General features: G+C 60.2%; 17 protein-coding genes and 1 tRNA gene. 8 read left to right on the forward strand and 10 right to left on the reverse strand.

Annotated features, from left to right (window positions below; translation table 11 throughout):
• Nucleotides 1-5: 5 nt before the first annotated feature.
• Nucleotides 6-614 carry a uracil-DNA glycosylase gene (locus HMPREF2604_RS10830; protein ID WP_209167807.1) on the reverse strand — a complete coding sequence of 203 codons (609 nt, stop codon included), beginning with the start codon at nucleotides 612-614 and terminating at the stop codon, nucleotides 6-8.
• Nucleotides 615-649: 35 nt separating this feature from the next.
• The gene (locus HMPREF2604_RS10835; RefSeq protein WP_070524368.1) at nucleotides 650-1648 is read right to left on the reverse strand and encodes a thiamine-phosphate kinase; all 999 of its coding nucleotides are present in this window, start codon (nucleotides 1646-1648) and stop codon (nucleotides 650-652) included.
• A 57-nt stretch (nucleotides 1649-1705) separates the two neighbouring features.
• On the opposite strand from HMPREF2604_RS10835, the gene HMPREF2604_RS10840 reads away from it, so the two are divergent.
• Nucleotides 1706-2620: a DUF3515 domain-containing protein gene (locus tag HMPREF2604_RS10840; protein WP_070524370.1), complete on the forward strand. Its 915-nt coding sequence runs from the start codon at nucleotides 1706-1708 to the stop codon at nucleotides 2618-2620.
• A gap of 50 nt (nucleotides 2621-2670) precedes the next feature.
• Here HMPREF2604_RS10840 and HMPREF2604_RS10845 read toward each other — a convergent pair whose 3' ends face one another.
• Entirely contained in the window at nucleotides 2671-3741 is a 1071-nt protein-coding gene (locus tag HMPREF2604_RS10845; RefSeq protein WP_070524372.1) for a D-alanine--D-alanine ligase family protein, read from the reverse strand.
• Between the two features lie 21 nt (nucleotides 3742-3762).
• A complete protein-coding gene (locus HMPREF2604_RS10850; RefSeq protein ID WP_070524374.1) occupies nucleotides 3763-4761 on the reverse strand; it encodes an NAD(P)H-dependent glycerol-3-phosphate dehydrogenase in 999 nt (332 codons plus the stop codon).
• A gap of 147 nt (nucleotides 4762-4908) precedes the next feature.
• Here HMPREF2604_RS10850 and HMPREF2604_RS10855 point away from each other — a divergent pair, with 147 nt between their 5' ends.
• A complete protein-coding gene (locus tag HMPREF2604_RS10855; RefSeq protein WP_070524377.1) occupies nucleotides 4909-5907 on the forward strand; it encodes an NUDIX hydrolase in 999 nt (332 codons plus the stop codon).
• A gap of 46 nt (nucleotides 5908-5953) precedes the next feature.
• On the opposite strand, the gene HMPREF2604_RS10860 is transcribed toward HMPREF2604_RS10855, so the two are convergent.
• From HMPREF2604_RS10860 to leuC, 3 genes are all read right to left on the reverse strand, one after another.
• Nucleotides 5954-6886 carry an EI24 domain-containing protein gene (locus HMPREF2604_RS10860; RefSeq protein WP_070524379.1) on the reverse strand — a complete coding sequence of 311 codons (933 nt, stop codon included), beginning with the start codon at nucleotides 6884-6886 and terminating at the stop codon, nucleotides 5954-5956.
• A 75-nt stretch (nucleotides 6887-6961) separates the two neighbouring features.
• Nucleotides 6962-7552 (reverse strand): 3-isopropylmalate dehydratase small subunit, encoded by a 591-nt coding sequence (gene leuD / locus HMPREF2604_RS10865; protein ID WP_070565355.1) that lies wholly within the window; start codon nucleotides 7550-7552, stop codon nucleotides 6962-6964.
• Between the two features lie 16 nt (nucleotides 7553-7568).
• A complete protein-coding gene (gene leuC, locus HMPREF2604_RS10870) occupies nucleotides 7569-9011 on the reverse strand; it encodes a 3-isopropylmalate dehydratase large subunit (protein ID WP_070565357.1) in 1443 nt (480 codons plus the stop codon).
• Between the two features lie 48 nt (nucleotides 9012-9059).
• Here leuC and HMPREF2604_RS10875 point away from each other — a divergent pair, with 48 nt between their 5' ends.
• Entirely contained in the window at nucleotides 9060-9773 is a 714-nt protein-coding gene (locus HMPREF2604_RS10875; protein ID WP_070533008.1) for an IclR family transcriptional regulator, read from the forward strand.
• Between the two features lie 63 nt (nucleotides 9774-9836).
• On the opposite strand, the gene HMPREF2604_RS10880 is transcribed toward HMPREF2604_RS10875, so the two are convergent.
• Nucleotides 9837-10583 carry a S1 family peptidase gene (locus HMPREF2604_RS10880; RefSeq protein WP_227485768.1) on the reverse strand — a complete coding sequence of 249 codons (747 nt, stop codon included), beginning with the start codon at nucleotides 10581-10583 and terminating at the stop codon, nucleotides 9837-9839.
• 223 nt (nucleotides 10584-10806) lie between these two features.
• Between HMPREF2604_RS10880 and HMPREF2604_RS10885 the strand changes: the two genes are divergently transcribed.
• Together HMPREF2604_RS10885 and HMPREF2604_RS10890 are read left to right on the forward strand one after the other, a co-directional pair.
• Complete coding sequence (locus HMPREF2604_RS10885) at nucleotides 10807-11097, forward strand: hypothetical protein (RefSeq protein WP_070524389.1); 291 nt, start codon at nucleotides 10807-10809, stop codon at nucleotides 11095-11097.
• Nucleotides 11098-11212: 115 nt separating this feature from the next.
• Nucleotides 11213-11929, forward strand: coding sequence for a hypothetical protein (locus tag HMPREF2604_RS10890; protein ID WP_246818423.1), 717 nt, complete (start codon nucleotides 11213-11215; stop codon nucleotides 11927-11929).
• A gap of 56 nt (nucleotides 11930-11985) precedes the next feature.
• Here the strand turns inward: HMPREF2604_RS10890 and HMPREF2604_RS10895 are convergent.
• Nucleotides 11986-12058, reverse strand: a tRNA-Glu gene (locus HMPREF2604_RS10895).
• Between the two features lie 73 nt (nucleotides 12059-12131).
• On the opposite strand from HMPREF2604_RS10895, the gene HMPREF2604_RS14135 reads away from it, so the two are divergent.
• The 3 genes from HMPREF2604_RS14135 to HMPREF2604_RS10905 all read left to right on the forward strand — a co-directional run bounded on the left by HMPREF2604_RS14135 (nucleotide 12132) and on the right by HMPREF2604_RS10905 (nucleotide 13455).
• The gene (locus HMPREF2604_RS14135; protein ID WP_154761985.1) at nucleotides 12132-12287 is read left to right on the forward strand and encodes a hypothetical protein; all 156 of its coding nucleotides are present in this window, start codon (nucleotides 12132-12134) and stop codon (nucleotides 12285-12287) included.
• 441 nt (nucleotides 12288-12728) lie between these two features.
• Nucleotides 12729-13133 carry a hypothetical protein gene (locus HMPREF2604_RS10900; protein WP_070565361.1) on the forward strand — a complete coding sequence of 135 codons (405 nt, stop codon included), beginning with the start codon at nucleotides 12729-12731 and terminating at the stop codon, nucleotides 13131-13133.
• Nucleotides 13126-13455 (forward strand): transcriptional regulator, encoded by a 330-nt coding sequence (locus tag HMPREF2604_RS10905; RefSeq protein ID WP_070565363.1) that lies wholly within the window; start codon nucleotides 13126-13128, stop codon nucleotides 13453-13455. Before HMPREF2604_RS10900 ends, HMPREF2604_RS10905 begins: the two co-directional genes overlap by 8 nt.
• Here the strand turns inward: HMPREF2604_RS10905 and HMPREF2604_RS10910 are convergent.
• A complete protein-coding gene (locus tag HMPREF2604_RS10910) occupies nucleotides 13450-14013 on the reverse strand; it encodes an RBBP9/YdeN family alpha/beta hydrolase (RefSeq protein WP_070565365.1) in 564 nt (187 codons plus the stop codon). The two genes, HMPREF2604_RS10905 and HMPREF2604_RS10910, sit on opposite strands and share 6 nt — an antisense overlap.
• Nucleotides 14014-14099 lie beyond the last annotated feature (86 nt).

Here is a 14099-nt window from a genome sequence, read left to right on the forward strand (position 1 = left end):
CTAGTTTACAAGCGCCAGTCCACCGCGGGGACGCCACGGGCCTCTAAGGCCGCGTTTGCGCGGGAGAAAGGGCGCGAGCCGAAGAAGCCACGCCGCGCTGACAGCGGCGAGGGATGCGGGGAAATAATGCAGTCCGTGCCCGGTAGGAAGGCCTGGCAGGACTGGGCGTCGCGGCCCCACAGGATGGCCACGATATCGCGCCCTGCCAGCGCCCTAATGGCTGCCTCGGTAATCGCCTCCCACCCGAGCCGGCGGTGCGAGCCCGCCTGGCCCGGGGCCACGGTGAGTACCCGGTTGAGCAGTAGCACGCCCTGGTCAAACCAGGCCCGCAGGTCACCATCGGCGCGGCCGGGGATGCCGAGGTCGGCGCCAAGCTCGGCGTAGATATTCTTCAGCGAACGCGGGGCCGGAACACCCGGCCGCGTGGAAAAGGACAAGCCCATGGCATGCCCCGGTGTGGGATAGGGATCCTGGCCCACGATGAGCACCCGCACGTCCTCGAGGGGCATCGACAGGGCGGCAAAGACGTCCTCGGCCGGCGGCAAGAACGCTGCCCCAATCTCACGCTCGATGCGTGGGAGGTTGTCCTCCAAGGCCTGCCTGATGTGCGGCATCCACGAATAGTGGATGTGAGAAGTATCGATGTGGCTCACGCAAATCCCTCCCAGCCCTCGCTATAGCGAGGTTCCTCTCCGTCAATGGTCACGCCGGTGCCGCGCATCACTCGGCCAATTTCCCGGAACCCGGAGGGGGCAGCCTTAAACGTCGTAGCCAACAGCGTGTGGTCCTCCCCACCCGCCAAGACCCACTCCCAAGGGTCGATGCCGAGCACCGCACCGGCGGCGGCCACAAGCGGATCGGGAGCAATGGCGCCGCGGTCAAAATCGATGCGCACCCCGGAGCGCTCAGCCAAGTGCCCCACATCGCGCACGAGACCATCCGAGTTATCCGTCATCGCGGTCGAGCCGGTTGCCCGAGCGATGACGCCGCGCCCGGGTGCGAGGGTGGGCGCGCAGTGGGCGTCGATCAACGGCCAGAGCTCGTCCAGCTCCGGGGGCAGCGCGCGGCCATAACGTTGCAAGAGGGCCAAGCCCGCCCCGGAATACCCAATCTTGCCGTGCGCCACTAGCTTCTGGCCCGCACGCGCACCATCCAGAGTCAACGGTGCGCCGCTTCCGCCCAAAGAGCCCATCGCTGTGACGTTGATGACCAGGCTGTCGCTGCGGGTCAAATCACCGCCGACCAGCTCAGCGTTGTACACCGCGCAGCGCTCAGCAATGCCTTGCGCTATCCCACGCACGAAATCCACCGGGGTATCGCCCGGGGCGGCGATCGCCAGAAGCGCTGCAGTGGGCCGAGCCCCCATTGCCTCAATATCGGCAAAGTTGCGCACGATGGCCTTGTGACCGACTTCCGCGGCGGTGGACCAGTCCCGCCGAAAATGCCGGCCCTCCACCATCATGTCCGTCGAGGCCACAGTGCGCGAATTAGGCGCCGCCGGATAAAGCACCGCGGCATCATCGCCGTTGAGTGCACTCGGCGCTGCGGTGACGATTTCATGGATAACGTGCCGTTCGCCGGCTTGGTCGAGGGTATGGGATAAACCCACCGTCACGGACTCCTTTTCCTTGCGCAGATGGCGCACCATTCTGGCACGCCTTCAACGTTCGTTCTTCTTGGGCTATCAGCGATAGGATAAGCCCCTATGGATACCCAATTTAACCGCACCGCTATATACATCTCACTCGGGATTGCCATCGCGATGGTCTTCGCGGTGATTTTTGGGGCAAAGTACGTCATCACCAGCGCCGCGCAACAGCCGGTCGCGCTGCCTCCCACTCCGTCTGAAGCAGCGGACTCCCCCGAATGCGCCGCTGTCGTCGACTCTCTGCCGGAAAAGCTCATGGGATACTCACGGGTCGAACTCGTCGACCCAGCCCCGGCGGGTGCCGCAGCCTGGACGAAGAGCTCGGAGGACAAAGTAACCCTGCGCTGTGGCGTTGACCTGCCGCAGCAGTTTACGGATTATTCCCAGACCATCGAGGCCGACGGCGAATCCTGGTTGCAGGTCATTGACGCCACCCCCGGCTCGAACCTCACGACGTGGTACAGCACCCAGCGCACTCCTGCGGTCGCCGTGACTACGTCTACAGGCGACGCACATTCCGACGCCCCGCAAGGGCTAACAGAAGCCCTCAACAAACTAGATAAAAAGCCTCAAGACCCCAATCCGGCACCGCTATCCAAACTCAAGGCAGGTCCGGATTCCATGTGCCCCGCGCTGGACAAGGCTCTGCCAGACTCACTCGCGGAGGGCTATACGCGCCGCACGGATGCTGGCGCTAAGAACACCTGGGTCTACAGCGCGCCGGGCCATGAGGAAATAGTCGTGCGCTGCGGTGTCGCCGCTCCGGAGAACTACCGCGCGGGCGTTCAGCTCCAGCAGGTTAACGACGTCCCTTGGTTCGAGGACACCACGCTGGCGGAAGGCACCACGGCCGGCACGTGGTTCGCGCTCGGCCGCGCGGAGGACCTCGCGCTGTCTGCCCCGCAAGAAGCGGCGAACTCGGCACTGGTGCGGCTTAGCGACGCCCTCGTTGAAGCCACCCCCGCTCAGTAGGTGTCGCGGCCTCTTTCTTCACCACCTTCCTTTCGCGCACTGCTCAGGGACTAGGAACGCGCGAGAGCGGTCTGGATGAGAGTATCGAGCAGCTCGGCGTAACCCACTCCCACGGCGGCGAAGACCTGCGGGTACATCGAAATCGGCGTGAATCCAGGGAAGGTATTGATCTCGTTGATGCAATAAGAGTCTTCGCTAACGAAGAAATCCACGCGCGACAGCCCCGTTGCGCCCAGCGCCCGGAAGGCCTCGATGGCGCGCTGACGCAGCTCGTCGATGAGCTCCGCGCTCAGCGGCGCAGGAATCGCCGCCGACACTCCCTCATCGATGTACTTGGCGTCGAAGTCATAAAAGCCTTCCTCCGACTCGGTGGTCCCCAAAAGCTTGGCCGGAACAGAGGCTTGCAGGCTTCCGTCCGGGTGCTCGAGGACGCCCACCTCAACCTCGTCTCCGCGGATCTCTGGCTCGACTAGGACCTTGTCATCGGACTCATAAGCCAGGGCCAGCGCCGCGTCAAAATCTTCCCACGCGGAAACCTTGGAGACACCGATGGAGGAACCGCCCCGCGCCGGCTTCACGAAGACAGGCAAACCAAGGCGCTCTTTCTGAGCATCATTCAGCGTATCTCCACCGCTAAGCACTTCTTGGGGTGCGACGGGAAGACCTTCGGCCACCAGGAGCTTCTTGGTGAACTCCTTGTCCATACCCACCGCAGAGGCCAGTACGCCCGCGCCGACGTAGGGGATTCCGGAAAGCTCAAAAAGGCCCTGCACCGTGCCATCTTCCCCATAGGGTCCATGGAGAACTGGAACGATGACATCCACCTCTGTGTAGTGCTCGTGGCGGGTGACATTGTGGATGCGCCCGCGTGTTGCGGGGTTGAGGGATAGCGCCAACTCATCGTGGAGTTCCACCTCAGGCAGGCGCCCATCGACGATGGCAAGGCCCGCGCGGTTGCCCTGGGTCCAGGTGCCTTCCCGCGTGATACCGATCGGCACGACCTCATACTTTTCTGGATCTAGGTGCTCCATGATCGCGCCGGCGGAAATGCATGACACCGAGTGCTCGGAGCTGCGGCCGCCGTACACAACGGCTACGCGCACAGGTTTCGCTTCAGTCATACCGAGCAACTTTACTCGGCTTTACTCAGCTTTCTTGGTACGACCCATCAGAGCGACGATCATGTCGTCGACAGTCACGCCACGGTGACACACTCCATAGACCGCCTGGGTAATGGGCATCTCCACGCCCGCGCGCTGCGCCAACCTAAAAATGGAATCGGAAGAGATAACGCCTTCCGCGACCTGCCCGTTGGTAGCCGCGGTAGCTTCCTCCAGAGTCCCGCCCTGGCCAAGGCGGTAGCCAAAGGTACGGTTGCGCGAGAGCGTCGAGCTGCACGTCGCCACAAGGTCACCCATTCCAGCTAGACCAGAGAAGGTAAATGGATCCGCGCCCAGTTTCACACCAAGGCGGGTAATCTCAGCAAGCCCGCGCGTGATAATGGTCGCCATCGTGTTATTGCCCAACCCCTTGCCAGCGGCCATACCACACGCAAGAGCAATAACGTTCTTGCAGGCGCCACCAATTTCTGCGCCGATAACATCGGTGTTGGTATAGGGGCGGAAATATGGAGCGGCAGCTGCATGCTGGACGGCCTCCGCGCGGGCAGCATCGCTGCAGGCAATAACCGTAGCGGCCGGCTGTTCCTGGGCCACCTCCTTGGCCAAGTTGGGCCCGGAGAGCACGGCAATGCGGTCAGTGGATACGCCGGCGGCATCCGCGATGACCTCGCTCATCAAGTTAAGCGTAGCTTTCTCCACGCCCTTCGAGATTGAGACCAATGTAGCGTCCTCCGGCAAGAGCGGCGCCCATTTCTCCAGGTTTCCGCGAAGGGTCTGAGAAGGAACGCCGAAGATGACGATGTCTGCGGCTTCCAAAGCAGCGGCGGGTTCGGTGGTTGCCCGGATCGACTCAGGCAGTGAGAGCTCCGGGAGATAGTCCGGGTTTTCGTGGCGCGTGTTGATGGTGTTTGCCAGTTCCTCGCGGCGCGCCCACAAGCGGACGTCATTGCCGGCGTCAGCAAAGACTTTCGCCAGCGTGGTTCCCCACGAACCCGCGCCCATTACTGCCACGTTTGCCATGTGCCACCTCACAATCAATTCCACTGCATCGACTTTTCCCATTAAAGCACGCCCGGCATTGAAATACGTTCGGCGCGTAAAGCTGCATCGTGGCGGAGAGTGGAGGAAGATGGAGAAGGTCACAAGCTACAGGCACAAAGGAGCAGCATGCCCAAGGCAAAGAACATGCATGAGACGGATAAAGATATCCGATCGGAGGTCTTCATCTCTGGTCGCCACCAGGAGATCCCTGTCGATCCGGCGGATGAGTTCAAGCGGACGACGCTTGCCGCTGGTGCGGTTCTCTGGCGTGGGGATCCGCACGATCCGGAGGTTGCTATCATCCACCGCCCGCACTACGACGATTGGTCGCTGCCTAAGGGCAAGGTCGATCCGGGCGAATCCCTTCCCGTCACCGCCGCGCGCGAGATCTTCGAGGAAACCGGCTACACCGTGCGCCTGGGCAAGCTCATTGGCAAGGTGGCTTATCCCGTTCAAGGACGCACGAAGGTTGTCTACTACTGGCTGGCACGTGTACTCGACGGCGAATACACCACGAATTCGGAGACCGATGAGCTGCGTTGGATGACAATCGACGAGGCCTGCACGCTGCTCTCCTATGACGTTGATACGCAGGTGCTGGCGAAGGCCAAGAAGCGCCTCCGCCTGGCTCCGACGACGCGTGTGCTGTATGTACGCCATGCACGTGCTCACCAGCGCCGCTCCTGGGAGGGCGATGATGACCTGCGCCCGCTGGATAAGAAAGGCCGCCGCCAAGCAGAGATGCTCGTGCCGATGCTCACGCCTTTTCACCCGACCGCGATTTACAGCGCCCCGCCGCAGCGCTGCCAGCACACCGCCGCACCGTTGGCGGATGAGCTCGGCATGGACATCGCTGTGAACAAAGCATTCGGTGACGATGTGTTTGCTGAATCCCCTGAAGACGCCCGCGCGGCCTTCCAGCGCGTTGTTGACGGCGGCGGTGTCCCCGTCATCGTGAGCCAGGGACTAACCATTCCGGGGATTATCGAATCCTTCGCGCCGAAGTTCATCACGACTCCCATCGACGAGCTCAAGTTCAAGAAGGCTTCGGTGTGGGTGCTCTCCTTCAACGACGGTGAACTTACCGGCGCAGACTACCTCGCTAGCCCGCTGCCCGTGCGATAAGCACTACATCGCCACTTCACTAGGTACCTTTCGCCGCCCTGCTGCTCTATTCCCACCGCACAGCAGGGCGGCGCTGCATAGCGCGGGTAAACAGGACCATCCCCAAAGCCCAGATCGGGTAGGCGGCAAGGAAGCCGACAATGGGGATAAATATGACAAAGCTCGTGATGAGGGAACAGACCAGAATAAAGAGCAGGGATTGACCCAGGTTCTCAATGACCAAGTTCAAAGCCTCCCGGAAGCACTCCATGAGAGGCTTATCCGGGGCATCAGCCTTGATTACAGGCGCTGGCCACAGAAGCGCAAAGAGAATCAGTCCGGGGAAGCCGCCCGCAATTGTTCCGAGCATTGCCAAAATAAAGAAGCAAGCATAGACGCCGGCGCAACCATTCAGCTGGGCAAACCTAAAGTAGTCACGGAAGGTGACCTTCTCCCCATCAGCGATCTTCCGGGAGCCATTAAAGAGGTTCGCCATCAGCCAGAAAAGATAAGCGAAGGCGGCTAGCCCCATGACAACCATGAGAGGGATCCCCACGGTAGTCGCTAAAGGCTCGATGTCCGTGCCATTTCCTTCCATTACTGCGAATACACCGCCTACAACGGTTCCCGGCACAAGAAGAAGAGCAAACGTGATAATGAGATGCACCAGCATGGCTAGCATCCCTGGCACCGGTTGCTTTAAGTAACCCTTGAATGACTGGCCCAGAATATCCATGGCGTCAATGGGCGGCGCTCCTGCCCCGCCGGGTGGGTTGCCAGGCGCGGCGCCGGGCTGGTGGTACCCGTAGCTTCCCGTCTGCTGGTACCCGTAGCTTCCCGTCTGCTGGTAGCCGTAGCCGTTGGGTTGCTGGTAGCCGTAACTCCCGGATTGTTGATAGTCGTAGCCACCGGGCTGGTGATAGTCGTAGCCACCGTACCCGGTGGTGCCGCCGAATTGATTGCCGTTCTCTCCGCTAAAGCCGTCAAAAGGATTAGTCATGCTGAGGATGTTAACGACGCTATGTGCACTGCGCCACAGGAGGCGGGGAATACTACCCCACCGGTGCCGCCTCCGCTAAGACGCAACGACGCGCGGTTTGAATCCCGGGCGCTTGGATTCAAAGGCATCGATATCGTCCTCGTTACGCAAGGTCAGGCCGATGTCGTCGAGCCCCTCCATAAGGCGCCAACGGGTGTAGTCATCGATATCGAAGGTATAGCTATTGCCGCCCACGGTAACCGTGCGCGCCTCCAAGTCGACGGTGGTTTCGGTCTCCCCGGCCTCCAGCTGCTTCCAGATAAGCTCAATGTCTTCTTGTTCCATGAGTCCCGTCAGCAAGCCTGCTTTACCGGAGTTGCCGCGGAAGATATCTGCGAAGCGCGAGGAGAACACCGCCTTGAAGCCGAATTCCGCAAGCGCCCACACAGCATGCTCACGAGAAGAACCGGTACCAAAGTCCGGGCCTGCGAAGAGCACGGAGCCCTCTTTAAACGGTTCTTGGTTGAGCACGAAGTTCTTATCGCTGCGCCAATTGGAGAACAGGCCGTCGGCAAAGCCGGTGCGCTTCACGGATTTCAGGTAACGCGCGGGAATAATCTGGTCGGTGTCCACATTGGAGACACGCAGCGGAACGCCGACGCCCGTGTGAGTAATAAACTTCTCCATTGTCTTTTTCCTTTCCTTAAACGCCGGCGACGGCGGAATCGTCGATGTCTGCTGGTGCGGCCAGGTGGCCCAGAACGGCAGTTGCCGCGGCGACGGCCGGGGACACCAGGTGGGTGCGGCCACCAGGGCCCTGACGGCCCTCAAAGTTGCGGTTGCTTGTCGACGCCGACCTCTCCCCCGGCTTCAGCTGGTCCGGGTTCATGCCCAAGCACATCGAGCAGCCAGCGGTGCGCCACTCGGCGCCGAAGTCGGTGAAGATCTTGTCCAGCCCTTCCTCCTCAGCCTGGGCCTTGACCACGGCCGAAGACGGAACCACCATCATGCGGGTATCAGCCGCGATGCTGCGCCCCTTGACCACTTCGGCGGCCGCGCGCAGATCCTCGATGCGCGCGTTCGTGCACGATCCAAGGAAGACCGTGTCGATCTGGATATCGCGCAGCGGCGTGCCGGGTTTCAGGTCCATGTAGGCCAAGGCCTTCTCGACGGCGGCTTTTTCGCCGTCGTCGCCGCACTCCTCTGGGTCGGGCACCGCAGCGCTCAATGGCAAGCCCTGTCCCGGGTTAGTACCCCAAGTCACGAAAGGCGTCAACGCGGAGCCGTCGATCTCCACGACGGTGTCGAATTCGGCGCCGTCGTCAGTCGGCAGCGTCTTCCAGTACTCGACGGCCGCGTCCCAATCTTCTCCTTGGGGTGCGAACTCACGGCCCTTGACGTACTCAAAGGTCGTCTCGTCCGGAGCCACCATGCCGGCGCGGGCACCGGCCTCGATGGACATATTGCAGATGGTCATGCGGGCTTCCATCGACATCTTGCGAATGGCCTCACCGCGGTACTCGATGATGTGGCCTTGGCCGCCGCCGGTGCCAATCTTGGCAATGATCGCCAAAATCAAATCCTTGGCGGAAACGTCCTCCGCCAGCTCACCGCTGACCTCGATGGCCATTGTTTTAAAGGGCTTAAGTGAAAGTGTCTGGGTGGCCATGACGTGCTCCACCTCAGAGGTACCGATGCCCATGGCAATAGAACCGAAGGCGCCGTGCGTCGACGTGTGCGAGTCACCGCACACGATGGTCATGCCGGGCTGGGTAATGCCCAGCTGAGGACCCACTGTGTGAACGATGCCCTGTTGCGCATCACCCATCGAATGCAGGCGCACGCCGAACTCTTCACAGTTCTTGCGCAGCGTGGACACCTGCGAGCGGGAGACCTCATCCTTGATTTCTAAAAGGTTGCCGGACTTAATACCCACGGTCGGAACGTTGTGGTCCTCAGTGGCCAGGTGCAGCTCTGGGTGGCGCATCCTACGACCGGCCAGGCGAAGACCATCGAAAGCCTGCGGGCTGGTAACTTCATGCAAGAGCTGGAAGTCAATATAAAGGAGATCGGGCTCACCGTTCTCACCTTTACGCACGACATGGTCGCGCCATACCTTCTCTGCGAGTGTCAGTTTCTCAGTCATGTGCCTCTCCACTTGAAATCTCAATTAATGGGACGTAGATTTCATTATATGGGAGAGTATAGCGCAGTATCAGGAATTAAGGTATTGGATCGCGCAGTAGCCATCATGATGGCCGCGACCAATCAACCTTCTACGCTCAACGAGCTTTGCGAGACCACCGGACTGCCTCGGGCAACGGCACACCGTCTCGCCACAGCGCTCGAGGCGCACCGAATCCTCACCCGCACCCCCGATGGAAAGTGGGGCGCTGGGCCGGCCCTACCCGGCAACCGTGATCGCATAATCGAAACCGCAGGCCCCATTATGGAGGAGCTTCTCGACGCCACCGGTGAGTCCGTCCAGCTTTACGAACTCTCCGGCACCACGCGCACGTGTATCGCCACGCGCGAGCCGGAGATCGGACTCCACAACGTGGTGCCCGTAGGCCGCCAGCTTCCACTCACCTCCGGTTCCGCCGCCCGCGTCTTCGCCGCCTTTGCTGATGTCCATGTTCCCGATGCCATCTTTAGTGAGCACGATGTCGAGCTCGCGCGCACCAACGGCTACTCCGAATCCATCGAAGAGCGCGAGTCAGACCTCGCTTCCGTTTCCGCCCCCGTCTTCGACGGCGCAGGGAACTTCATCGCCGTCCTTTCCGTCTCCGGTTCCGCCGAACGCTTCCGCCCTTCCCCGGCGGAAAAGTTCGCAGATGTCCTGGTTAGCGCATCCAACCGCTTAAGTGCCGCACTCTCCAATGGCACGCCACACGACGGCAACCGTTAAGAACTGGGCACTTAGCGCAGCGCAGTGCAGTGCAGCGGGGTCTAAAGCTTCGAGGCGGCGTTCCTAAATACCGAGACCGAAATACATCGCAAGGCCGCGCAGCCCTTCCGGTCCCGCGCTACTCGTCGAGGACAATGCCTCACCTTTTTCTTGGGCCACCCGGACTGGGTTTCCTGGCTCCCGGTTGGGACGGCGCGGCACCCAACCCTGGTGTTGCAGGCGCGCTAGCTCATCCGCATGTGGCATGCGCGCATAATTTGAGAAAGTAACTGTCCGGCCACCCCGATTAGCCTGGGTGATCCCCTGGTAAATGCCCACAACGCCCGGCTGCCCTGGGACGGACACTGCTCCACCGCTGTCCCCAGGCGCCAGCGACACATCGGCCGCATAGTTCATGCCCGGAAAGACACCCGGCCCCTTCACCGCGGTGCCACACTGACGCGACGCGGCCTGTCCGTAGAAGCACACCGTTGAGCCTTCACCAGGCACCGGTGCCATGCCATCCCCGGTGAGCGGGTTGCCTGCCGAATAGGTTCCGCCGGCGAATTGAATATAGGCCAAGTCATGCCCCGCAGCCCCCGAGGGCGTGAACCAACGCAACGTTCCTAGGTGCTGGCCTGCTTCGTTATACACTTGTTCGCCATTTAAGCCACAGTGCGCCGAGGTCCACGCCCGATTAGCCTCGACGTAACCGACAGTGCACAACGCGCCATCAGAAGCCGCGATCTTTTGTCCTTGCCGAACCGGCACCCCCTCAGCAGCGGTCGCGGGGGCGGCGAGAGCAAAGGCCAGCGAGCATGCGCCAGCCATGAATGCAAAGCCTGGTAAGACACGGGAAAAGCGAAGTTGCGGAGACCTTTTCATCATCACCTCACTCTAGCCTGGGCTACGCCAATTCTCCCTTCACGCCCCGCGTTCAGCTCCGGCGATACCCCCACCCACCCCCACTATTGAAAGTGGATTGAAAACACGCTTTACTAACATTGATAGCTACTGAAAATGTAGTGAAAATCCCCGACCTCCAGGAGGAGCCATGACCCACACCATCCACGACGAGCACACCCACGTCCACGGCGAAGGCTGCGGCCACGTCGCCTTCCCGCACGGCGATCACACCGACTACGTACACGACGGCCACATTCATCGCGAGCATGAAGGCCACTGGGACGAGTGCGAAGCATCCGAGCACACCGTTCACGAGGCCCACGAACACGAGCACGGCGAGGGCTGCGGGCACGTCGCTATTCCCCATGGCGACCACGTGGACTACCTGCATGATGGTCACCGCCACGCAGCACATGACGGCCACTGGGATTGCCACTAAGAGCTACCCCGATTCTGTTTATTGAGCTGCCCAATCTGAGTGCACGTCACTGTGATTGGGCAGCTTTCCCCGTTTTCCCCAGCGCATCGCCACACATCTCGTTAGGGTGGGCTTTATGACTTCCACGCGCGCCCACCGTCCCATCGCAGCTTTTGCAGCCATAATCACCGCCGGTGTTCTAACAGTCGGATGCTCCACGTCATCCGAGATGGCAGCGCCGTCGAGGACGGAAACGGCATCGGGTGAGCCAACGTTTGAAAACACTTACCCGGCATTTCAGCCGCTTAACGATGACGCTGAGCTTCACGTTCCGAACACTGCCGACGAGGCAGCCCCCGACGGCCCTGAACCAACCTTGCCGGACAACGCTAGCGATCAGCCTGCGGACCAGGCTCAACAATCTGACACACAGGTCCAGAGTGCACAAGGAGCCCAAGCCGCCCAACCAGCCGCAGGCCAACGCCAAACCTCTCAAACGGCACAAACAGCCACGTATAACAGCCTTTCTGAACAACTCCCCGAGGGCGACGCCAACGGCGCGTCAGTCAACGTTTACGGCACGCCCGCCACTGTGTGCCAGATGGGCGATGGCTATAACATCGCTTTCGTCATGGCCGGTGCGAACACCAGTTGCGATTTCGCCCGTTCCACAGCAGGCCGCTTGATGACCTTGGCGCCAGGCTCTAAAGACGACCTCCGGTCCTTCATCCCCGGACAGGTCACCGTCAACAGCCCCATTACCCAACAGAACTATTCACTGACATGCCAAACCGATGAGCACGAGGTCATTCGCTGCACCGGCGGCAATAACGCTGAGGTCCTCATTGTCTAGTCTTTAGCCTAAACCGAAAAGGCGGCGAGCATGATGCTCGCCGCCTTTTATTTTTGTACCCCGTACGGGATTTGAACCCGTGTTACCGGCGTGAGAGGCCGGCGTCCTAGGCCGCTAGACGAACGGGGCTCGTTTAGCTGTCCGTTGCAGACTTGCTAAACACTATAGGATCGGCGAAAGAATGCACAAATCGTCAGCTAGCATGGCCTTTTACACAAAGAAAATCCCGAACCTCGTTGCCGCTTTCGACTGCGATGAAATCATTGACTCTCAGGGCCCGGGTGCGGATCGAATCAGTGGTTATTCCGCTGGCGTGCCGTTGGCAGCTGGGGCCGGAGCACTCGTTAGTCATCGCTAGAGGTTCGGGAGGACACGTGCGCTAACAGCATGTGGTGCAAGGCTCCTACTTCGCTCGAATGTTGGCTTTAAGAAGTTGTGGATTATGGCGATGCCGCCTCGTTTCATCTGCTAGAGTCGCGTCGGCGATAGTGATGATTATCAGCTTCCGCCATCCGCTCTCCTTTCTTCCGGGAATGTCCTGTACCTGCAGTGTAAGCCCAGCGCACGCACACCGGAAGCACCTAGACCAATTGGACACTGGTTTGCCCCCTGGTGCTTGATTTCACACTCCAAGAACCTAGGCTCTTCCCTCACCGGTATGGGGCACAACAAGACCACTACCCTCCTAAGGCAATGGAGGCGACCCCTTCCTTCCTATGACTCTTTCGGACTAAAGCCCTTTACTTGCACCACTTGCAAGTGTTAGTCTTGCATTAGTTGCAAGTAAGGGAGATGAGCAATGAACGATGATCTAAAAATCATTGAGGAAGCCCAGAAACGCACCGCCTGGAGCCAGAGCCCGTGGGCGGTTGCGCTTGTCGCGCTCGGCATCGGATGTGGCCTCGCGGTGACCAAGGCATCCTGGTGGTACGGTCTCGCGGTTCTCATACCGACCTTTATTCTGGGCTATCTCCTCAAGGACAAAATTGCGAACCCGTTCGTGCGCCCCGATCCGAATATGGGGCCAAGCAACAACCGCGCGACCTGGTCACGGGTACTGCTGCCCGGTGCAATGATCATGTCCACCACCCCAACTCCGGACTCATGGCCGTGGATGGTTATCTGCGGCGCACTTGTCTCTGCGGCAACGGCGTGGATGCTGTATGAGAACCGCAATGCCGCTGTAAAGGGCGTCAATGCCTAAGGAATCTACGCACCGCCCAGCCGAACTGAATCCGATCATCCATCCGATTAATCGGCTGAAAATCTGCGCCACGCTATTTTCCGCAGGCGCTACAGACGGCCGACAGATGAAATACAGCCTGCTTGCTGACCTCACGGAACTTCCCGCCGATACACTGTCGAAGCAGTTGAAGCATCTTGAAGACAACGGCTATGTCAGCCGTACGCGCGAGTACGGCTCCACGCGCGCAAAGGATGCCGTGTGGGTCACGCTTACTGAGACAGGCACACAGGCTTACGCGCAACACGTGGAGGCACTTAAGGCAATGACTCAGGGCCTATAGACCGCGCAACCACTGAGTGAGGCGCTCCTCCAACTGTGGAAACTCGGTATAGCCGTCGCTTTCGAGGAAATGCCCCGCATTGTGGACGGTGATGGGGGTGGCCGAGAGGGCGTCGGCAAGCTGCTGCGTTAAGTCTGGATCCACGAGGATATCGTTCGTGGACACGAAGACCTCTGTATGAGCAATGTGGGGCGTAATAGCAGGCACGTCGACATGTGCTTGGCCAATAAACTCGTCGAGTTCTGGGATCACACGAAGCTTCTCCACAAACCCAGAGACAATGAAGAGCCCAGGAAGCTCCCACTCACCCTCCAATGCAGTGAGATAGTGCAGCAACGCGGTGCCGCCCAGGCTATGCGTGATGATGCAGGTATTAGCGTTTGGACGCTCAATATCGTTGCGTATCGACTCTACCCACTCATCGAGCTTCGGAGCGTTCGGTTCCGGCAGCGCGATGGTGTGAACGGTGTGGCCATCGGCGGTCAACAGGCGCTCTAGCCACGGGAACCAGTGACTGTCAGGGCTGGCTTGGTATCCATGAATAATGTAGAAGTGCATGGTCGCCAATTATAAAAAAGAGTGGCAAGTTTATTGCGCTTGCCACTCTTTAAGTGGTACCCCGTACGGGATTTGAACCCGTGTTA

The sequence above is a fragment of the Corynebacterium sp. HMSC055A01 genome (assembly GCF_001809405.1).
GTDB lineage: Bacteria > Actinomycetota > Actinomycetes > Mycobacteriales > Mycobacteriaceae > Corynebacterium > Corynebacterium hesseae.

Excerpts from the sequence above, each read along its gene's own strand:
- HMPREF2604_RS10830 (WP_209167807.1), bottom strand. The coding sequence starts at position 614 with ATGCCGCACATCAGGCAGGCCTTGGAGGACAACCTCCCACGCATCGAG.
- HMPREF2604_RS10835 (WP_070524368.1), bottom strand. The coding sequence starts at position 1,648 with ATGGTGCGCCATCTGCGCAAGGAAAAGGAGTCCGTGACGGTGGGTTTA.
- HMPREF2604_RS10840 (WP_070524370.1), top strand. The coding sequence starts at position 1,706 with ATGGATACCCAATTTAACCGCACCGCTATATACATCTCACTCGGGATT.
- HMPREF2604_RS10845 (WP_070524372.1), bottom strand. The coding sequence starts at position 3,741 with ATGACTGAAGCGAAACCTGTGCGCGTAGCCGTTGTGTACGGCGGCCGC.
- HMPREF2604_RS10850 (WP_070524374.1), bottom strand. The coding sequence starts at position 4,761 with ATGGCAAACGTGGCAGTAATGGGCGCGGGTTCGTGGGGAACCACGCTG.
- HMPREF2604_RS10855 (WP_070524377.1), top strand. The coding sequence starts at position 4,909 with ATGCCCAAGGCAAAGAACATGCATGAGACGGATAAAGATATCCGATCG.
- HMPREF2604_RS10860 (WP_070524379.1), bottom strand. The coding sequence starts at position 6,886 with ATGACTAATCCTTTTGACGGCTTTAGCGGAGAGAACGGCAATCAATTC.
- leuD (WP_070565355.1), bottom strand. The coding sequence starts at position 7,552 with ATGGAGAAGTTTATTACTCACACGGGCGTCGGCGTTCCGCTGCGTGTC.
- leuC (WP_070565357.1), bottom strand. The coding sequence starts at position 9,011 with ATGACTGAGAAACTGACACTCGCAGAGAAGGTATGGCGCGACCATGTC.
- HMPREF2604_RS10875 (WP_070533008.1), top strand. The coding sequence starts at position 9,060 with ATGGGAGAGTATAGCGCAGTATCAGGAATTAAGGTATTGGATCGCGCA.
- HMPREF2604_RS10880 (WP_227485768.1), bottom strand. The coding sequence starts at position 10,583 with ATGGCTGGCGCATGCTCGCTGGCCTTTGCTCTCGCCGCCCCCGCGACC.
- HMPREF2604_RS10885 (WP_070524389.1), top strand. The coding sequence starts at position 10,807 with ATGACCCACACCATCCACGACGAGCACACCCACGTCCACGGCGAAGGC.
- HMPREF2604_RS10890 (WP_246818423.1), top strand. The coding sequence starts at position 11,213 with ATGACTTCCACGCGCGCCCACCGTCCCATCGCAGCTTTTGCAGCCATA.
- HMPREF2604_RS14135 (WP_154761985.1), top strand. The coding sequence starts at position 12,132 with ATGGCCTTTTACACAAAGAAAATCCCGAACCTCGTTGCCGCTTTCGAC.
- HMPREF2604_RS10900 (WP_070565361.1), top strand. The coding sequence starts at position 12,729 with ATGAACGATGATCTAAAAATCATTGAGGAAGCCCAGAAACGCACCGCC.
- HMPREF2604_RS10905 (WP_070565363.1), top strand. The coding sequence starts at position 13,126 with ATGCCTAAGGAATCTACGCACCGCCCAGCCGAACTGAATCCGATCATC.
- HMPREF2604_RS10910 (WP_070565365.1), bottom strand. The coding sequence starts at position 14,013 with ATGCACTTCTACATTATTCATGGATACCAAGCCAGCCCTGACAGTCAC.